Source organism: Rickettsia endosymbiont of Gonocerus acuteangulatus, from assembly GCF_964026435.1.
In the GTDB taxonomy this organism is placed as follows: Bacteria; Pseudomonadota; Alphaproteobacteria; order Rickettsiales; family Rickettsiaceae; genus Rickettsia.
In genome coordinates this window covers 796,620-813,583 of the sequence record NZ_OZ032147.1, presented here as the reverse complement: position 1 = coordinate 813,583, position 16,964 = coordinate 796,620, and the positions used below count along the sequence as shown (strand labels likewise).

Genomic DNA, 16,964 nt, shown 5'->3' with positions numbered 1-16,964 from the left:
GTATTATTAATAATAGTAATTAACAAGATAAAAGGGATTGATATATGCCTAATGATTTATATTATTTTTATGAAAGTGATTTAGATAAAGGAAATTTCAGGAATTTTTATGATAGTCTACCTTCTTCAAGGCTAAAAGAACAATTTCTAAATTCTATACCAAAGGATGATATATGCTGGGACTCTACTTGGGTTTTGCAAGGGTATAAGGGGCCATATCCTAATGGTAATAGTGAAAAACTATCTTCAAGTTACGGATTACAAGAGGTAAGATATTGGTGGGGGTATCAAAGCATATAAACTGGGTTCCTATAGTTGGTACGATCGTGTGGGGTGCATCGAAGATTGCTGGAAAAATAACTAATGTGTCTAAATGGTGTAGTTTATATTTTGACAGTAAAACTGGAGAGTGCTTAAGCCATAATAAAGAGGTAGCTGCATCAAAACTAAATGAGATAGGAAGACAATTGTTTGATAATGGCAAATTTAGTGAAGCAAAGGAGTATTTTAGTAATGCTTATACACACTCGAGTAATAAAGCAAATTATGATGTCTATAAGGATAATATAAATAAGGCTAAAGCTGAAACAGATGCTATAAACTTAAATTCCCAAGGTGATAATTTATTTAACCAAGGCAGGTATCACGAAGCTCACAATAAATATCAGGAAGCTTATGATAAATCTCAAATTACAAAAGAAAAAAACAAATATGCTCTTTATAAGGATAAAGCTAAGACCGAACTAAATGCTATAGGGCTAAAAGAATTGGGTGATGTAGAGTTCAATGCTGGTAGGTATGATAGTGCAAAAGTCAAGTATCAAGAAGCACATGATAAATCTCAAATTACAAAAGAAAAAAACAAATATGCTCTTTATAAGGATAAAGCTAAGACCGAACTAAATGCTATAGGGCTAAAAGAATTGGGTGATGTAGAGTTCAATGCCGGTAGGTATGATAGTGCAAAAGTCAAGTATCAAGAAGCACATGATAAATCTCAAATTACAAAAGAAAAAAACAAATATGCTCTTTATAAGGATAAAGCTAAGACCGAACTAAATGCTATAGGGCTAAAAGAATTGGGTGATGTAGAGTTCAATGCCGGTAGGTATGATAGTGCAAAAGACAAATATCAGCAAGCCTGCAACAAATCATCAGTTGTTGTTAATAAAACGACATACACTAACTGCATAAGTAAAGCCCAAGTCGAGCTAGATGCACAAAGTGCGTACCAATGTGGTAAGATGTTGTTTAGTCAAGGTAAGTACAGTGATGCTTTAAAGGAATATCAGGTTGCTCATGGTAGTTCTAAGATAATGAATGTAAAATCTACTTACAATAATGAAATATCTAAAGTAAAAGTAGAAATAAGTGCTAAGCAGTTATATGAACAAGGTGAGGCGTTATACCGTGCCGAAAATTATGTGGAAGCTAAGATAAAATATAATGAAGCAGTATATGTTTCTGAAGTTAACAAAGATTACTATAATAGGACAGGTGCTGCAAGAGCACAGGTAGAGTTAGATGCTACAGAGTTAAACGAGCAGGGGAATATACTATTTGCGAGTGGTAATTTTAGTGAAGCAAAAGATAAGTACCAGCAGGCTTATGACATATCTGAAGTTGCCAAAAAAAATGATAACTTTTTCAGCAAATTATTTTATAGCCCCCATGAATATAAAAAGAATAAAGATAAAGCTCAAACAGAGTTAGATGCAATTGCATTGAGTGATCAGGCTAATATTCTCTTGAATCAGGGGAAGTTTGCTGAGGCTATAATAAAGTATCAAGCGGCTTATGATAAAACACAAATATTTAATCAACGTGACCAATACAAAAATAATAGAGACCTAATACAGGCAAAAGTATATAATAAGGAAGGTTATCAATTATTGAGTGAAGCTAGCACTGGAGGAGATATTGCTGTTAAAATTCTCAAATATAAAAATGCACAAGAAAAATTTGAAAAGGCCATAAATATACGTCCTAATAGCGATGTATATAAAAGTAGTCTGGCTAAAGTCAAAGCTGAACTAGATGCTATAAACCTAAATTCTCAAGGTGATAATTTATTTGATCAAGGCAGGTATCATGAATCCCACAATAAATATCAAGAAGCTTACAATAAATCTCAAATTACAAAAGAGAAAAATATATATGCGATTAATTACGAAAAAGCCCAAACTATCATAAATAAATTATCAAAACTTGAGACCTTATGGAATAAGGCTTGGGAAGCTGAAAATGATACAGAAGACGATAGATCTAAAGAAGCAGGAGAAGTTTTTCAAGAAGTCCTGAGAGAAGCAAAAGATGGTTTAAAAATAGTTCCTAATGATCCCAAATTTAAACAATATGAAACCCTTGCTTCTTTTAAAATAGAAGGAAATGAACTATTCAATGAAGGTCTTGAATCGCAACAAAATGGGTTTGAGTTGCTACAAGAAGCACACAAACTAAAACAACAACAAAAATATGAGCTAGCTAATAGCAAATTTCATGAAGCAAAAGATAAATTCTCTAATGCAAAAGATAAATTTGAGATAGGAAGTAACGAAGATCAACGATTTGTATCTTGTGTTGAGTTGGTACAGGAGCAACTTAATGAGGTTATGGAATCAATAAAAAATACTGAACAATATACGCTAGCTTCAGAGTTATCTAACTTAGATATCAATATTAGTAATAGCAGTTATTTAGAAACCGATTCTCTTGAGACTAATATAACTGGAGAACATAATAATTATTATGCACAAATTTAGTGGAGATCACTTATGAAAAGAAAGTTAGCTCGAAATATTAATAAATGTAATAAAGAAATTAATGCACAAGTAAAAACAACTCATGCAAATGTAAGTGATATTGGTAACAAACTCTTAACAGATGATTCGTTAACTCTTGAAAATATTAATGAATTAGGACAACGTATTGCCGAGCAACAAGAATACGATAAAAATCAACTTATTGTTTGTGATATTAGCAAATTAAATGAACGATTAGAGTCACATAAGGATGATGATATTAACGAAAAACCAATTTTTATTATTTGTCATAGCGAGCACAATGTTAAAGCTACTTTTTGTATTATTAAACACTTGGATAAAACTGTTTGTTTATATCAAGATTTTTCAAATATACAAATTCCAGAAAATATAAAAAGTATTTTAGAACAGTATTTTGATAAAGATATAGAGTTTAAGATACATGCTAAAATAGCAGAGATAAAAAATCAAAAAGATGAGGATATTTTATCTTTAACAACTCTAAAAACTATGATGGATTATTTAAAATCAGATAACAAGAAGGATTTTATTGAAGGCTTTACTAATACTAAAAACACATTTTTTGGATGGTTCAAAATTGGATGGTTTAAGAATGGAATTACAAATTTAAAAAAGGAGTTATTTTCCTTAGTGGAAGAAGGTTATTATAAAATAATTGCTAGTGATATTGATCAATTATCAAGAGAAACAGAGTTCAAAAAAGCAATTAAAGAACTTATTAATAATATTCCATTAATAGAAGAAATAGATAATTTTAAAAATTATCAAACTCTTTTAAAAAAATTCGTAGAAACGGAAGAAAATGAAATCGATACTGATACTGTTAAAATCAAAGAACTAGAGAAACAACTAGAGGAGGCAAAAGAAAATGCTTTTGGCAAAACTAAGGAACTAAAAATAGGGGTGTCTAAAAATAAAGAAGGTAATCAACAATTAGACATTGTCAAAAATTTTCCAACTCAAATGGATAAATTTACAAAAATTTTTGAGCCACTTACAAAATCTGCAGTAGATGAAAAGTTAGATAAGGTACTTGAAGAGATTAGCTCAAAGTTAGATCTTGAATATGACAAGTTAAAAGGTTTTTTTAGAGTCACAGAAGAAAAAAAACAAGATGATAATTATAATACTTCTAGTGTCAGAAATATTAAAGATGTTATTAGTGTTTTACCAAAAGCTAAATCTTACGATACTAACCTGATAAATACAAACAAACCGTTTGAGAAGTTATTATCAGAGATAAAAGAAGAATCAGATGTTTTAAATATTAAATCTTCAAAGAAAGGTTATAACAAAGTCAAAGAGTTTTATGAATTATGGAAAAATAAGGAAGCATTGGAAATTAATCAATGGGCAGTTTCTAAGAAGGGACAACTTGCCGACACTGAAATTTATGAAGCATTAGCTATAATGGATAGGGCTAATGAGCTTGTGACGGGAGGACATAAACTTCGCGATACTCAGATTTTAGCTATACTTACATTTTTACAACAAAAAGATAAGGGACAATTATCTCAAATTCAAACAGGAGAAGGAAAAACTACTATTGTATCAATACTTGCAGCTATTAAGGCTTTGCAAGGTGAAACTGTAGATGTTATCACTAGTAATCCTATTTTAGCATCTGAAGGAATTAAAGATAAAAAGCTCTTTTATGACTTATTGAATTTGAATGCGACAACAAATAATTTAGATGAAAACTATAAGAGCGGTGAAAGAGAATGTTATAAATCTGACATTGTATATGGCAGTATTAGCAATTTTCAGTTTGATTATCTAAAAGATACATTTTTAGGTCTTGGAACACGTGCAGGTAGGGCATTTGAGAGTATTATTCTTGATGAAGTAGATAGTATGATTATTGATAATGCAAGTCATATTGCTAAATTATCCGGACCATTACCCGGCATGGAAAGTTTAAAATATGTTTATATAAAGATATGGCAAGCACTTTATAAAGCAGAAGAAAAGATTATAGAAGAATTTCAAGAAGAATTAAAACGAAAAGCTCAAGAATTACCGGATAGTGAAGAAGCTAAACTATTATACGAACAATTTGAGAATGAATTACAAGACTCAATAATTCCAAAAATCAAAGATTATATTAAATCATCTAATCCAACGAAAATTGATATTATTCCTTCACATATTCAAGAATATGCTGACAACTCGTTAGATAGATGGATCAATAGTGCTATTGATGCAAAATTTAATTATCATGAAGATGAACAATATATTATTCGTATCAATAAAGATGGAGAAGAAATAGTTCAACCAGTAGATTATGCCAATACAGGCATTACTTTAAAAAATACCATATGGCAATATGGTCTTCACCAATTTTTACAACTAAAACATAATTTACACTTAACTTCCGAAAGCTTAACTAGTTGCTTCATTTCTAATCTTAGTTACATTAATAAATATGGGGATAAAATATTTGGTCTGACAGGTACTTTAGGTTCTACAGCAGAACAAGAATTATTATCTTCAATTTATAATGTAGGTTACGCAAAAATTCCAACTTATAAAGAAAAGAAATTTATCGAAATTGATGGTGAGGTTGTAAATGATGAAATCTTTAGTGAGAAAGTTGCAGATGATACTATAGCTGAAATAAAGAAAGATCGATCTTCTTTAATTATTTGCGAAACAATAAAAGATGCAAAAACAATACAAGAAGTATTAAAAAGCAAAAAGCAAGATATCATTATTAGGATTTTTTTTGATGAAGAAAATGCACATATTACTGAAAAAGAAATAAAGTATGCTGAAGTAGTTATAGCAACAAATATAGCCGGTAGAGGAACAGATTTTAAGACTTCCGTCGAACTTGAAAATAATGGTGGATTACACGTATGTGTTGCTTTTTTACCTTGTAATAAAAGAGTAGAAGATCAAGCTTTTGGTAGAACAGCACGTCAAGGTAATAATGGTACTGCTAAATTAATTATCAAGAAAAGTGAAGTTGAAAAATTAGGTATTAATGCTTATAGCTTTGCAGACGTTAAACTTGTAAGAGACCTAAGAGAAGAGGACAGAATTGCACAAATTAAATAAAAGTAATCCCCGCCGCAAGCAGCGGGGTATTTTAGAAGAAAGCTAGCTGATGATCCTCATGCAGTTTCTGATATTCCTTGCCTTGGTTTTTTACGTATTTTCCTATCATATTCTCATTTCCATGCTTACCTACCGTACTCGTAAAATATCCATCAGTCCAAAATTCTCCACCCCATAATTGTTTCTTTACCTGTGGACACTGTCTAAATATTTGACGAGCTGTAACACTTTTAATTGTTGTTACTATTTTTGTTACGCTATAGGTTGGTACAGATTGTACCAAAAAATGGACATGATCTTCATCAACCCCTATTTCTAAAAATTTTATTTGATATCTCTTTTCTATCTCTAAACATATTTCTCGTAATACTTGATCAACTGATACGTCAAACACTGCTCGGCGATATTTTGCTGGAAATACCATGTGATACAGCAGTACCGTAACATTATGACTTTTATGTATATATTTGCTCATTCCGCCATATTACGCCGCAAGCGGCGGGGAATATACCCAAAAGAGATTAAAATACTAGAACTTAAATTTCAAGATAGATTATTTGAACTTTTTTCTGATCTGTATAGAAAATTAAAAAGAGAGGGGCAATCCTATTGAGCATTACTGGTTTAAAATCAAGAATGAAATAAGAAAAACTATTTCTAATTTTGAGCACTTTTTTGATGCTGTTTACTATGCTCTTAAAAAAGTCACTACCTTATCGCATTAAGCTATACCAATGAAATCACTTACAGGAACTGAAAATGTAGATTTAAATTGTTGTTTAATTATTGTATGAAAGTATTCTTGTAGTGCAGTTGGTGATTGATGATTACAAAATAATAACCAAGCCTCTCCTACAACATAATTATAAAGGTGAGCATAATTATATTGTACATAATTTAATAGCTCGAACAAGTCATTCCAATCATGCTGTACTACTATATTACGAGCACTAGTAATACGTGCTTGTTGTAGGGTCTCTGAATCATAATGCATCACAGCACTTGCGAATCCTTCAGTAAAAAAACGAGGCATTGAATCCATTTTACCTTGAAGTATAGCATTGATTATTGCATGGGCCATTTCATGCTCAAGTACCCGAAAATCACTATTGATGTGTGAGGAGGCTCTTATGTTACATATAATCTTTTGAGCATTATTATAACCAGGAGAAGGTGTTGAACTATAGACTCCACTTTCTCCAGAATATGTTGGTGGTGGACTTAAATTTAATGTGCAGTCATGTGTTATCGCCTTATTTAGTAGGTTAGTCCCAAATATTCCGCCAATTTTATCAATAGCTATTTGCAAATGTTCTTTAACTACTGTTCTATTCCTACCATAATAATTCAAAACTTACGCTATGTTTGATATAATTCCTATAAATTAAAGGATATTATAAAGTGATGCACTGTAAAAACATAGCTTTGTAGTAAGGGTTTTTAGCATATTTGCTATAACATAGCGTAAGTTTTGAATTATCACTAACTTTAAAAGTACCAAAATGACCAAGATCCACATTATATTGGTCAAGATATTGGGATAGTGTTTGCGTTGCACAAGGTTCAGAAAAACATTCATTCATTATCAAAGAATTCAAAACTTACGCTATGTTTGATATAATGCCCATGAATTAAGGGATATTATGAAGTGCTTCACTATAAAACATTGCTGTGTAATAAGAGTTTTTAGCATATTTGCTATAACATAGCGTAAGTTTTGAATTATTACTTGGTGCATATTGTGCTAAATGCTTTGGGGGATCTATATCTTCACGTTTATTTCTTACATGAGATGAATCGTAACTTGAATAATAACTTTCTTGTTCCTGAAATTGGTTCAATTCATCTTTTATATATTTTTTAAGGTCATAGCCCTTATAACTGCCTTTTTTATGACCCAACGATGAAGTAGCTTTATTGTTGTTTTGCTGTTTTTTTTATGGTGAGAGTCTTTAGACTTATTTCTCTCTTGGACGTGAGGTGTAGTAGAGTAGCTACCTTTTTGTTGAGGTTTAGCTAATTTGTGATTATTGTTAGTAACTTTCTCTATTTTTTTAGAATTATATAGAGAATGATTTGATGTTAAAGAAGAATTAACTTTCTGATTATTATAATTCTGCATAAAATAATGATTGCCATTATACATATATTTAGGAAGCAAATTATGTGAGCTATGACTAATAGAACTAGTTTTCTTGTGATGGTAACTTGTAGATAGAGTATGATTAAAATGCGTAGTAGTTGAGTTTACAATAGCAGAACCATTATTATGTATTTTTGTAGTATTTGTATTAGTTTTGATATTGCTTAGTGCAGCCGTAACCGTCACCATGCCAGTTGTTGTATTAAACATGATGTATCCTTTTTTGTTAATCTTAATAAATGATGTTAATAGACTTAGAATCTAAAAATAGGTAGTACTCAAAGATTAGGTAAGACAAAAAATAGAGGAAAAAAATAGCAGGTTATTTTAGGTATCCCTTTTTTGGAGAAAAATTAATATATTCGTAAGTAAGTATTTATGAATTACACTATAATGTGATAATTTAACATATCTTGCTCCTCCTCTCTCTTGAACACTAATATAGCTCTGCTAAATATTTTTCATAAAATGTAAAAATTATTTCTCCTCTTTTTTTTAATGCTCTGTTATAATTATTCCAGTTGTAAACTTTTTATAGCTTTGACATATACATTTGTGGTTAAGTTCTTTATCAATTCAATACTTTATCGAGTTCGTAGCTACTTTTTTCTTATCCACAAAACAATACCTCCCGTGGCTTGGGAACTAGAGCAGTTTTTTTATTGTCATCCCATAACTTGATCACGGAGTCTTGTGTTGCAGACCATATCCTAAGATACCGCAATCAAGTTGCGGTATGACAAAATATTGGATCACGTAGTCAAGCCACGGGATGACACATAAATAGCACCAATAATATAAGAATAAATTTAAATGATAAATTCTATCAGGATAGGCACTAGGAAAAGTAAGCTCGCTTTAACGCAAACTAACTTAGTTATTGAGCAAATCAAAAAGCATTTTCCTAATATTAACTGCGAAATAGTAGAAATCACTACTAGCGGCGACTTGATCCAAAATAAACCTTTATATGATATAGGTGGTAAGGCTTTATTCTTGAAAGAAATAGAGCAGGCTTTGCTTGATAAAAAGGTTGATTTGGCTGTTCACTCTTTGAAAGATGTTCCAGGTATAATACCTGAAGATTTGAATATTGAAGCTGTTTTAGAGCGAGAAGATTCAAGAGATGTGTTTGTTTGTCTGACACATAAATCCATAGAAGAGCTACCAAAAAATGCTGTAATAGGGACTTCATCAGTACGCCGAAAATTATGTGTACAAAGAATAAGACCGGATTTAGAAATAGTAGTTTTTAGGGGTAATGTTGACTCAAGAATCAATAAGCTAATTAATAAGGAAGTTGACGCAATCATACTTGCATATGCCGGCTTAAAAAGGCTTGATGCATTTAATCCGGAATATTGTCATTTGATAGAGCATTCACAAATGTTACCATGTATAGGACAGGGTGTTATTGCGATTGAAATACGAAAAGACGATCATGATATGATTGAAATATGTAAACAAATTAACCACCTACCGACTTTTGAGCTGATAAAGCCGGAAAGAGTACTTTTAGAATATTTAGATGCAAATTGCCGCACGCCTATAGGTGCTTATTCGAAATATTTAGATAATGGTGATATACAAACCGATTTCATGCTCGGTAATCTTGATGGTAGTAAAATAGCTTTCCATACAGAAATATCTAACCCAAAAACCTCAAAAGAAGCAGGCATAAAAGCCGCTAAAGTGATGTTAAGTCACCTCGAATAATCTATGAATCCACAACAGTAGATGGTCCAGCACATTCCATAAAGGTCGATACAAGCGAATTTTGCAGGATTCGCCTGTACTCACGTACTTTTGTACGCCTAGCCGCCTCACCTTGAAATTCATCTTGTCTAGACCTTTATGAAATGTGCTGTATAGGTGACCTTATATGTCATTTTTAGCAACGGCGGGAATCCCGCATAAAGCAAGATAAATCGAGCTTTTTATTTCAAAACTTACGCTATGTTTGATATAATTCCTATAAATTAAAGGATATTATAAAGTGATGCACTGTAAAAACATAGCTTTGTAGTAAGGGTTTTTAGCATATTTGCTATAACATAGCGTAAGTTTTGATTTAAATGTCATTGCTAAAATAAAAGGGACCAGTAAATTGCACGAAAAAGGGACCAGAGAAGTTGGTGTGACCTAATAAGGTTAATGTGCAATATTCACTAGATAATTAAGCAAGTAAATATCTAGTGATACAATGATAAGAATAAATATGTATACAACAATTATCACCCTTTATAAACAAGGCAATAGTCAAAGGAATATTGCCAAACTAACAAGAACAGACCGCAAAACAGTACGAAAAATAATAAACCGCTATGTAGAGGCTGGTACAGAATCCCCAGCAATCTATGAACGATCTTCAGTTTTGGATTTTTGGCACGAAAAAATAATTGAGTTATTAGAAAAAAATCTGAGTTACATAAGAATTTTTGAGGAGTTAAAAAATCAAGGTTATACAAGCAGTTATACTTCTTTGACCCGTTATATCAAAAAATATAAAATTAAGGATAACAGTTGCATTCGTTTTCATACTTTAGCAGGAGAGGAAGCACAAGTAGATTTTGGTGACATAGGCTTACAGTATAATTCTAAAGGGCGTAGAGTTAAAGCATATGTATTTAATATGCGTTTAAGCTATAGTCGCCTGAAAATACTATAAGTAAGTAGAACAGAACCTATTTAAAATAATAAGATTTTAAATAGGTAATGATGAACAGAAAATATAGACACTTATCTCGAGAAGAGAGATATGAGATAAAAAGAATGTATGACCTAGGAGTCAGTATTAATAAGATAGCACAACATCTTACGAGGTCTAAAAGCACTATTAGTATGGAGCTAAAAAGAAATAAGGTAAAAGATAAGTATATGCCTTGTATTGCTCAGGAAAAATATGAAAACAGGATGTATCAGCAAGAGTTATTAAAAATAGAAAAGAACCCTATGTTGTTAGATTATATTAAAAATGCTATGATTCGCAAGAAATGGTCGCCGGATGCTATAGCCGGAAAGTTAAAACTAGACAAAAATACAGCTTTGTGTATCAGTACAGAAAGTATATATAGATTTGTTTACACTTCTGCAGTAGCAGCTAAATTAAAGTTATATAGCTATTTACCTTCTAAAAGATATAAAAGGCAAAAAAGAGGGAAGAGGCGTCAAAGGATCATTATACCACAAAGGATCTCAATACATCAGCGTGATGCAATAGCTACGAAAAAGGTAGAAGTAGGGCATTTTGAGGCAGATCTTACATTTCATAAAGGTAATCAAAGTATGAATATTGGTGCACTGGTGGATAAAAAGAGTCAAAAGATTATTTTAGTGCTGAATAACTCCAAGAGAGCTACAACAGTTACCAATGGTTTTTTAAGAAAGATAAAAACTCTTCCAAATAGTGTGAGAAAGACTATTACTATGGATAATGGCAAAGAGTTTGTGGGGCATGTTGCCTATAGACTATCTGGGTTTCAAACTTTCTTTTGTGATCCATACCGCCCTAGACAAAAAGCATTAGTGGAAAAAATGAATTCTATGATTCATAGAATTTTACCTAAAAATACAGATATTACTACCGTTACACAAAGAGCTCTTGACAATGTTGCTGAGATTTTAAATAACATGCCAAGAAAGATTTTTGGTTATAAAACCCCCAATGAAATTTGGGCAGAAAATTTATAGGTTTTGTTCTACTTAGTCCTTGAATTTTCAGCCTTGATTATTATGAAGTAGTGTTTGATCAAAGTTGTCAAACATGGATTCAATGTCATATCAATGCATTTAATTATTTTGCTGGTAGTCCAAAAGTAATAAAACTTGATAATCTTAAAGCTGGAGTAGTAGATGCCAATTTTTATGAGCCAGTATATCAGAAGGAATATAAGTGCTTAGCCGATCATTATGGAATTTTACTTTCTCCTTGTCGAGTGTATCAACCGCAAGAAAAAGGCAAAGTTGAGTCGGGAATAAAATACGTTAAAAATAATTTTTTTGCTGGTCGTAAATTTGATAGATATGAAGAATTAACAAATGGTCTTGCAAATTGGTTAAATAAGGCCAATAGCCGAATACATGGTACTACTAAGAGAATACCTAGAGAACTGTTTGAGCAAGAGGAAAGAAGTAGTTTGATTCCTTTACCATTAGAAACTTTTGATTTGTCATCTTGGCATAATCGAAAAGTAGCAAAAGATTGTCATATTACCATAGATAATAATTATTACTCTGTACCAGCAAAATATATATACAGTGAGGTAATGGTACAATTGTCCCCAAAACTTGTTCAAATATTTTCTATACAAAATGATTTAATAGCAAGACACGTTAGAACAGAGGGCAAGGGGATATTTACCACTAATCCGTCTCATTATGCTAAATACAAACGTCTATGCCCAGGTTTTATAGAATATAGTGAACATTATCAACAACAAATGCAGCAGATAGGGAATAATTGCAGTTTATTATTAGAATCATTACAACAAACAAGAGTGAATGATTGGCAACGTTGTGCACGAGGTATCATTTCTTTACGTAAGGTTTACAATGATGACTTAATAGATAAAGCCTGTCATAGAGCACTACATTATGGTATAAGTTCTTACTCTAAAATTAAGAATATTTTAAATAGTAATGCAGTAAACTTACCATTACCAGAGTTTGGAGGTAATAATGCAGAACTTATTTAATGACCTACGAAGCTTTAGATTATCAGGTATAGTCAATAGTTTAAATGAAAGGATTATTTATGCTCAAAATAATAAACTAGGATTTAAAGAATTTCTATCACTATTATGTGAAGATGAAAAATCTAACCGTAAGGATAATAATTACCGTCGCCGTAAAAGTGCTGCTAAATTGCCGGTAACTAAAAATTTAGAAGACTTTGATTTTAATTTCCAACCAAGTGTTGATGCCAAAGTAATAAGTGATTTATCAACTTGTGATTATATTAATACTAAGGGAAATGTAATATTCATAGGTGATTCAGGAACTGGGAAAACTCATCTTGCCATTGGGCTAGCATTAAAAGCTTTAACACGAGAATACTCTGTATATTTTACTACGGTATCGGATATGCTTTATAATTTACATATTGCAAGAGCAGATAATAGTTATCACAAAAAGGTTAAATTACTCCTATCGTTTGATTTATTAATTCTTGATGAGCTCGGGTTTAAGCAATTGCCAAAACATTCAGTAGAAGACTTTTTTAATATTATTGCTAAACGATATGAAAATAAATCTACCATTATTACCACAAACAAGGATTTTGAAAAATGGAATGAAATATTTGCTGATGAAGTATTAACTCATGCAATTATTGATCGAGTGGTACATCATGCTCATATACTAAACATAAAAGGTAAAAGTTATCGTATTAATAACTATAAATCTGGAGGTAATATGGCATAAAAATTTTTAAATATAGTGGTTCCTTTTTCGTGCAATTTACTGGTCCCTTTTTAATTGACAATGACATTAAAAAACTTGCTGCTTTTATGTTAATTTTTCTGGATTCCCACTTCTAGCTAAGAATGACATAGAATAATAACTGTCTGGTACTATTGACAATTTGTCCCTATGCTTTCGTAGAAAATTTTTAAGCCGTTTCAGGTGCAAATTTGTCTGTTTCACCGGCTAAGTTATATTCTTGGTGTTCAGCTTCATTTATAAAACTTGGGGTTACATCAGGTGATGAAATAGTATTATCTACTATGCTGAAATCATTATCTTTACATGCTTTTGTAAGTGTTAGTAAAGCTCTTAATATTGGTTCACATCTGCTTTCTGCTAATTCTATTAAGTTTTTTTCGTTATACATAGATTCTTTATTAACAAGTTTTACATCAATGTTAGCACCATATTGTATTAATAATTTTGTTACCTCTTTATTATCCGATATAACGGCATCTTGAATAGTAGTAAGACCCCCAATATTTTTTAACTCTAAATTAGTAAATTTGATTAAAAGCTCTACTATTTCAATTTTATACTTTGTATATACTCCCGTTTTTACAACATAATGTAGAGGAGTGTCGCTTAAATAATAATCTTGGATATTAGGGTTAGCTCCTTCTTCTAGTAAAAATGTAGCCACCTCATCTAAATTTTCTGTAATAGAAGTATGTAGAAGAGTATACCCACAAAGCTCTTCCTGAATATCAATATTTATACCTTGCTTAAAAGCTTTTTCCAAAATAAGTTTTAATTTATATTGTTCATTTTCTTTACATCTATTAACTACCTTAAATAAAATTTCTGATGTAATAGGTGAGGTTGAATTTAAAATATTATCTAAGTAATTAGAGGTCTGATCAGTAGTGCTAGATGATGATTTTTTTGAGGTACTATAAGAAGCTTTATATTCATTTATTTTTTGTAAAGTTTCGCTACTAGCTAATTCTGGTCTAGTCAAAACTTACGCTATGAGTAAAAAAGTGATAAATTATTGTAAAAATAATTAAACATGTCAAAGAGGATAAAGTTGCAAGCAATACCAATTAATAGGACAGATTATTGTCAATTTTTAATAGTTAGCCAAAAGAATTATAGTTTAACCTACTACGCTGAACATGCAAAGAAATGTAGTCATGATGTTATTAATAGATTTTTAAGGAATGAAAAATATACACCTTCTTTGTTATGGGAACACATCAAGAATGATGTTATTTTTTCATCTAATGGATATACAATATTTGATGATACGGTTTTAAATAAAAGGAATACGAAGCAAATAGAAATTGCAAGATCGCAGTACAGTGGAGCTACAGGTAGAGTTACTAAAGGTATAGGAGTAGTGAGTCTGGTATATTATAACCCTGATATTAATAAGTTTTGGGTAATAGATTATCGAATTTTTGCACCTGATCATGATGGAGCAACAAAACTAGAACACCTATTAAACATGTTAAATCTCTTTTGGGTATATTCCCCGCCGCTTGCGGCGTAATATGGCGGAATGAGCAAATATATACATAAAAGTCATAATGTTACGGTACTGCTGTATCACATGGTATTTCCAGCAAAATATCGCCGAGCAGTGTTTGACGTATCAGTTGATCAAGTATTACGAGAAATATGTTTAGAGATAGAAAAGAGATATCAAATAAAATTTTTAGAAATAGGGGTTGATGAAGATCATGTCCATTTTTTGGTACAATCTGTACCAACCTATAGCGTAACAAAAATAGTAACAACAATTAAAAGTGTTACAGCTCGTCAAATATTTAGACAGTGTCCACAGGTAAAGAAACAATTATGGGGTGGAGAATTTTGGACTGATGGATATTTTACGAGTACGGTAGGTAAGCATGGAAATGAGAATATGATAGGAAAATACGTAAAAAACCAAGGCAAGGAATATCAGAAACTGCATGAGGATCATCAGCTAGCTTTCTTCTAAAATACCCCGCTGCTTGCGGCGGGGATTACTTTTATCATGTTAAATAATGCTGTTTATAGCAAGAAGATTCCTTTTCAAACAGTACTTTTTGACACATGGTATTCTACACACAAAATTATGCAACATGTTGACTCTCTGGGGAAATATTATTATGCCCCTATTAAAGCCAATAGAAACGTTAGTAAAACGCACGATTCTAAACCTTATAAAGCTGTAAAAGAGTTGACATTTTCAGATGAAAAGATCAGGCATGGAGTAGAGATTCATATAAAAGGCTTTGCTAAAAATAAGCATGTTAATTTGTTTAAATTTACTGTTTCTACCAACAGAGTTGAGTATGTTGTTACCAATAACAAAACTCACAAATCTTCTAAAGCTGCACAAGATGAGTGTGGCTTTCGATGGGTAATTGAGAGCATGCACAGAGAAATTAAGCAACTTACTGGGATAGAACGTTGTCAATGCAGGAAACAGCGTATTCAACGTAATCATATTAGTTGGGCATTTTTAGTTTGGGCATTTCTCAAAAGGACTGCAAATACAATCGGTAAAACGGTTTACCAAATAAAGTTAGGGCTTTTAGATGACTATATGCAACAACAGCTGCGTTCTCCATCTTTACGATATTTAGAACCAAACATAGCGTAAGTTTTGATATCACAATACGAGTTATATTGAAGATTCTATGCCTCTTATTGAAACGTTAGGTATTGATGATGCATATTGTTCTAAAGCATATTGGTTTAGTTAAATTACTTCTGTAATTTGCTATTTATGGTGCTTATTTTAGCATCAGGTGGGCGGATATAAAGCGGCGCTATAACACTGTTTAACTCCGCCTTGTTTGCAAGTAAGCTTGCTACATATCTACAAATAATAAAAGCTTTAACTCTAACAAAGCGTGGCAGAATTATTATATTCGGCAGATTTTTAACTTGAGTATATATAAATTCAAGACCGCTACCACAACAAATTATATCTCCTTTCTCATGCTTAAGCAGCCCTATAGCATAATCAAAATCTATTAATAGCGGTTCATTTGTTTTACCTGATCTATCAAAAATCTGTAAATAGAGCTGACTACGATAGGCGTTTAAGAATACATATATTTGATCGTAAACTTTAACCTGCCCTATAGCTCTAAAATAAGCATGCTCAAAATTACTAACCGCTACTGCTTTAATATTCTTTTTGGCAAATAATATACCTTTAGCCGCAGCAAGCCCTATCCTAATTCCTGTAAAACTACCAGGACCGTTTGTTACGGCTAAATAATCCAGCTCATCATATGAACACTGAGCAGCTTTCATTACCTGCTCTATCATAGGCATTAGATTTTCTGCCTGCATAGATGGGCGTAATTCTTCCGCATACGCTAAGATATTGTCTTTATCTGAAAGTGCTACCGATGCCGTATTATTTGCCGTATCAAATGCTAGAATTTTCATGAGTTATAATGACTAAATTTATATACCACAGATACTTTAAAAGTTGGTAAGTCAAATAAGCGGTGAGTCTGCGGAACATAGATAAACTACGTGAGCAAAGACGAATCCCAAAATTTGACT

17 protein-coding genes are annotated in these 16,964 nt (G+C 31.6%); 11 read left to right on the top strand and 6 right to left on the bottom strand.

The genetic code is table 11. The annotated features are described in order from the left end of the window. Positions 1–44: 44 nt before the first annotated feature. From AAGD55_RS04935 to AAGD55_RS04925, 3 genes are read left to right on the top strand one after another with little or no spacing between them, the layout of a single operon-like run. Positions 45–299 (top strand): hypothetical protein, encoded by a 255-nt coding sequence (locus AAGD55_RS04935; RefSeq protein ID WP_341792346.1) that lies wholly within the window; start codon positions 45–47, stop codon positions 297–299. 26 nt (positions 300–325) lie between these two features. Continuing rightward, on the top strand, positions 326–2,761 hold the full coding sequence (locus tag AAGD55_RS04930; protein WP_341792345.1) for a hypothetical protein: 2,436 nt from the start codon (positions 326–328) through the stop codon (positions 2,759–2,761). 12 nt (positions 2,762–2,773) lie between these two features. After that, positions 2,774–5,842: a hypothetical protein gene (locus tag AAGD55_RS04925; protein WP_341792344.1), complete on the top strand. Its 3,069-nt coding sequence runs from the start codon at positions 2,774–2,776 to the stop codon at positions 5,840–5,842. 31 nt (positions 5,843–5,873) lie between these two features. On the opposite strand, the gene tnpA (AAGD55_RS04920) is transcribed toward AAGD55_RS04925, so the two are convergent. The 4 genes from tnpA (AAGD55_RS04920) to AAGD55_RS04905 all read right to left on the bottom strand — a co-directional run bounded on the left by tnpA (AAGD55_RS04920) (position 5,874) and on the right by AAGD55_RS04905 (position 8,195). Next, the gene (gene tnpA, locus AAGD55_RS04920) at positions 5,874–6,317 is read right to left on the bottom strand and encodes an IS200/IS605 family transposase (RefSeq protein WP_341790826.1); all 444 of its coding nucleotides are present in this window, start codon (positions 6,315–6,317) and stop codon (positions 5,874–5,876) included. A gap of 246 nt (positions 6,318–6,563) precedes the next feature. Then, on the bottom strand, positions 6,564–7,193 hold the full coding sequence (locus AAGD55_RS04915; protein ID WP_341792343.1) for a hypothetical protein: 630 nt from the start codon (positions 7,191–7,193) through the stop codon (positions 6,564–6,566). A 280-nt stretch (positions 7,194–7,473) separates the two neighbouring features. After that, positions 7,474–7,683 (bottom strand): hypothetical protein, encoded by a 210-nt coding sequence (locus tag AAGD55_RS04910; protein ID WP_341792342.1) that lies wholly within the window; start codon positions 7,681–7,683, stop codon positions 7,474–7,476. Between the two features lie 8 nt (positions 7,684–7,691). After that, positions 7,692–8,195 (bottom strand): hypothetical protein, encoded by a 504-nt coding sequence (locus tag AAGD55_RS04905; protein WP_341792341.1) that lies wholly within the window; start codon positions 8,193–8,195, stop codon positions 7,692–7,694. A 603-nt stretch (positions 8,196–8,798) separates the two neighbouring features. Here AAGD55_RS04905 and hemC point away from each other — a divergent pair. From hemC to istB, 5 genes are all read left to right on the top strand, one after another. After that, complete coding sequence (hemC, locus tag AAGD55_RS04900) at positions 8,799–9,701, top strand: hydroxymethylbilane synthase (protein WP_341792340.1); 903 nt, start codon at positions 8,799–8,801, stop codon at positions 9,699–9,701. A gap of 502 nt (positions 9,702–10,203) precedes the next feature. Continuing rightward, entirely contained in the window at positions 10,204–10,653 is a 450-nt protein-coding gene (locus AAGD55_RS04890; protein ID WP_341792339.1) for a helix-turn-helix domain-containing protein, read from the top strand. Positions 10,654–10,700: 47 nt separating this feature from the next. Continuing rightward, positions 10,701–11,675 carry an IS30 family transposase gene (locus AAGD55_RS04885; protein ID WP_341790922.1) on the top strand — a complete coding sequence of 325 codons (975 nt, stop codon included), beginning with the start codon at positions 10,701–10,703 and terminating at the stop codon, positions 11,673–11,675. Positions 11,676–11,725: 50 nt separating this feature from the next. Continuing rightward, positions 11,726–12,679: a Mu transposase domain-containing protein gene (locus AAGD55_RS04880; protein ID WP_341792144.1), complete on the top strand. Its 954-nt coding sequence runs from the start codon at positions 11,726–11,728 to the stop codon at positions 12,677–12,679. After that, positions 12,663–13,406, top strand: a complete 744-nt coding sequence (istB, locus tag AAGD55_RS04875; RefSeq protein ID WP_341790851.1) for an IS21-like element helper ATPase IstB — start codon at positions 12,663–12,665, stop codon at positions 13,404–13,406. The genes AAGD55_RS04880 and istB overlap by 17 nt, the downstream gene beginning before the upstream one ends. 187 nt (positions 13,407–13,593) lie before the next feature. On the opposite strand, the gene AAGD55_RS04870 is transcribed toward istB, so the two are convergent. Continuing rightward, positions 13,594–14,409, bottom strand: a complete 816-nt coding sequence (locus AAGD55_RS04870; RefSeq protein ID WP_341792338.1) for an ankyrin repeat domain-containing protein — start codon at positions 14,407–14,409, stop codon at positions 13,594–13,596. A 51-nt stretch (positions 14,410–14,460) separates the two neighbouring features. Between AAGD55_RS04870 and AAGD55_RS04865 the strand changes: the two genes are divergently transcribed. The 3 genes from AAGD55_RS04865 to AAGD55_RS04855 are packed head-to-tail and all read left to right on the top strand — an operon-like array spanning position 14,461 to position 16,044. Continuing rightward, positions 14,461–14,943: a hypothetical protein gene (locus AAGD55_RS04865; RefSeq protein WP_341791651.1), complete on the top strand. Its 483-nt coding sequence runs from the start codon at positions 14,461–14,463 to the stop codon at positions 14,941–14,943. A 9-nt stretch (positions 14,944–14,952) separates the two neighbouring features. Beyond that, a complete protein-coding gene (gene tnpA / locus AAGD55_RS04860) occupies positions 14,953–15,396 on the top strand; it encodes an IS200/IS605 family transposase (protein WP_341790826.1) in 444 nt (147 codons plus the stop codon). Positions 15,397–15,432: 36 nt separating this feature from the next. Then, positions 15,433–16,044, top strand: a complete 612-nt coding sequence (locus tag AAGD55_RS04855; protein WP_341792337.1) for a transposase — start codon at positions 15,433–15,435, stop codon at positions 16,042–16,044. Between the two features lie 104 nt (positions 16,045–16,148). Here the strand turns inward: AAGD55_RS04855 and tsaB are convergent, their stop codons facing one another. Further along, positions 16,149–16,844 carry a tRNA (adenosine(37)-N6)-threonylcarbamoyltransferase complex dimerization subunit type 1 TsaB gene (tsaB, locus tag AAGD55_RS04850; RefSeq protein WP_341792336.1) on the bottom strand — a complete coding sequence of 232 codons (696 nt, stop codon included), beginning with the start codon at positions 16,842–16,844 and terminating at the stop codon, positions 16,149–16,151. Positions 16,845–16,964: the final 120 nt, after the last annotated feature.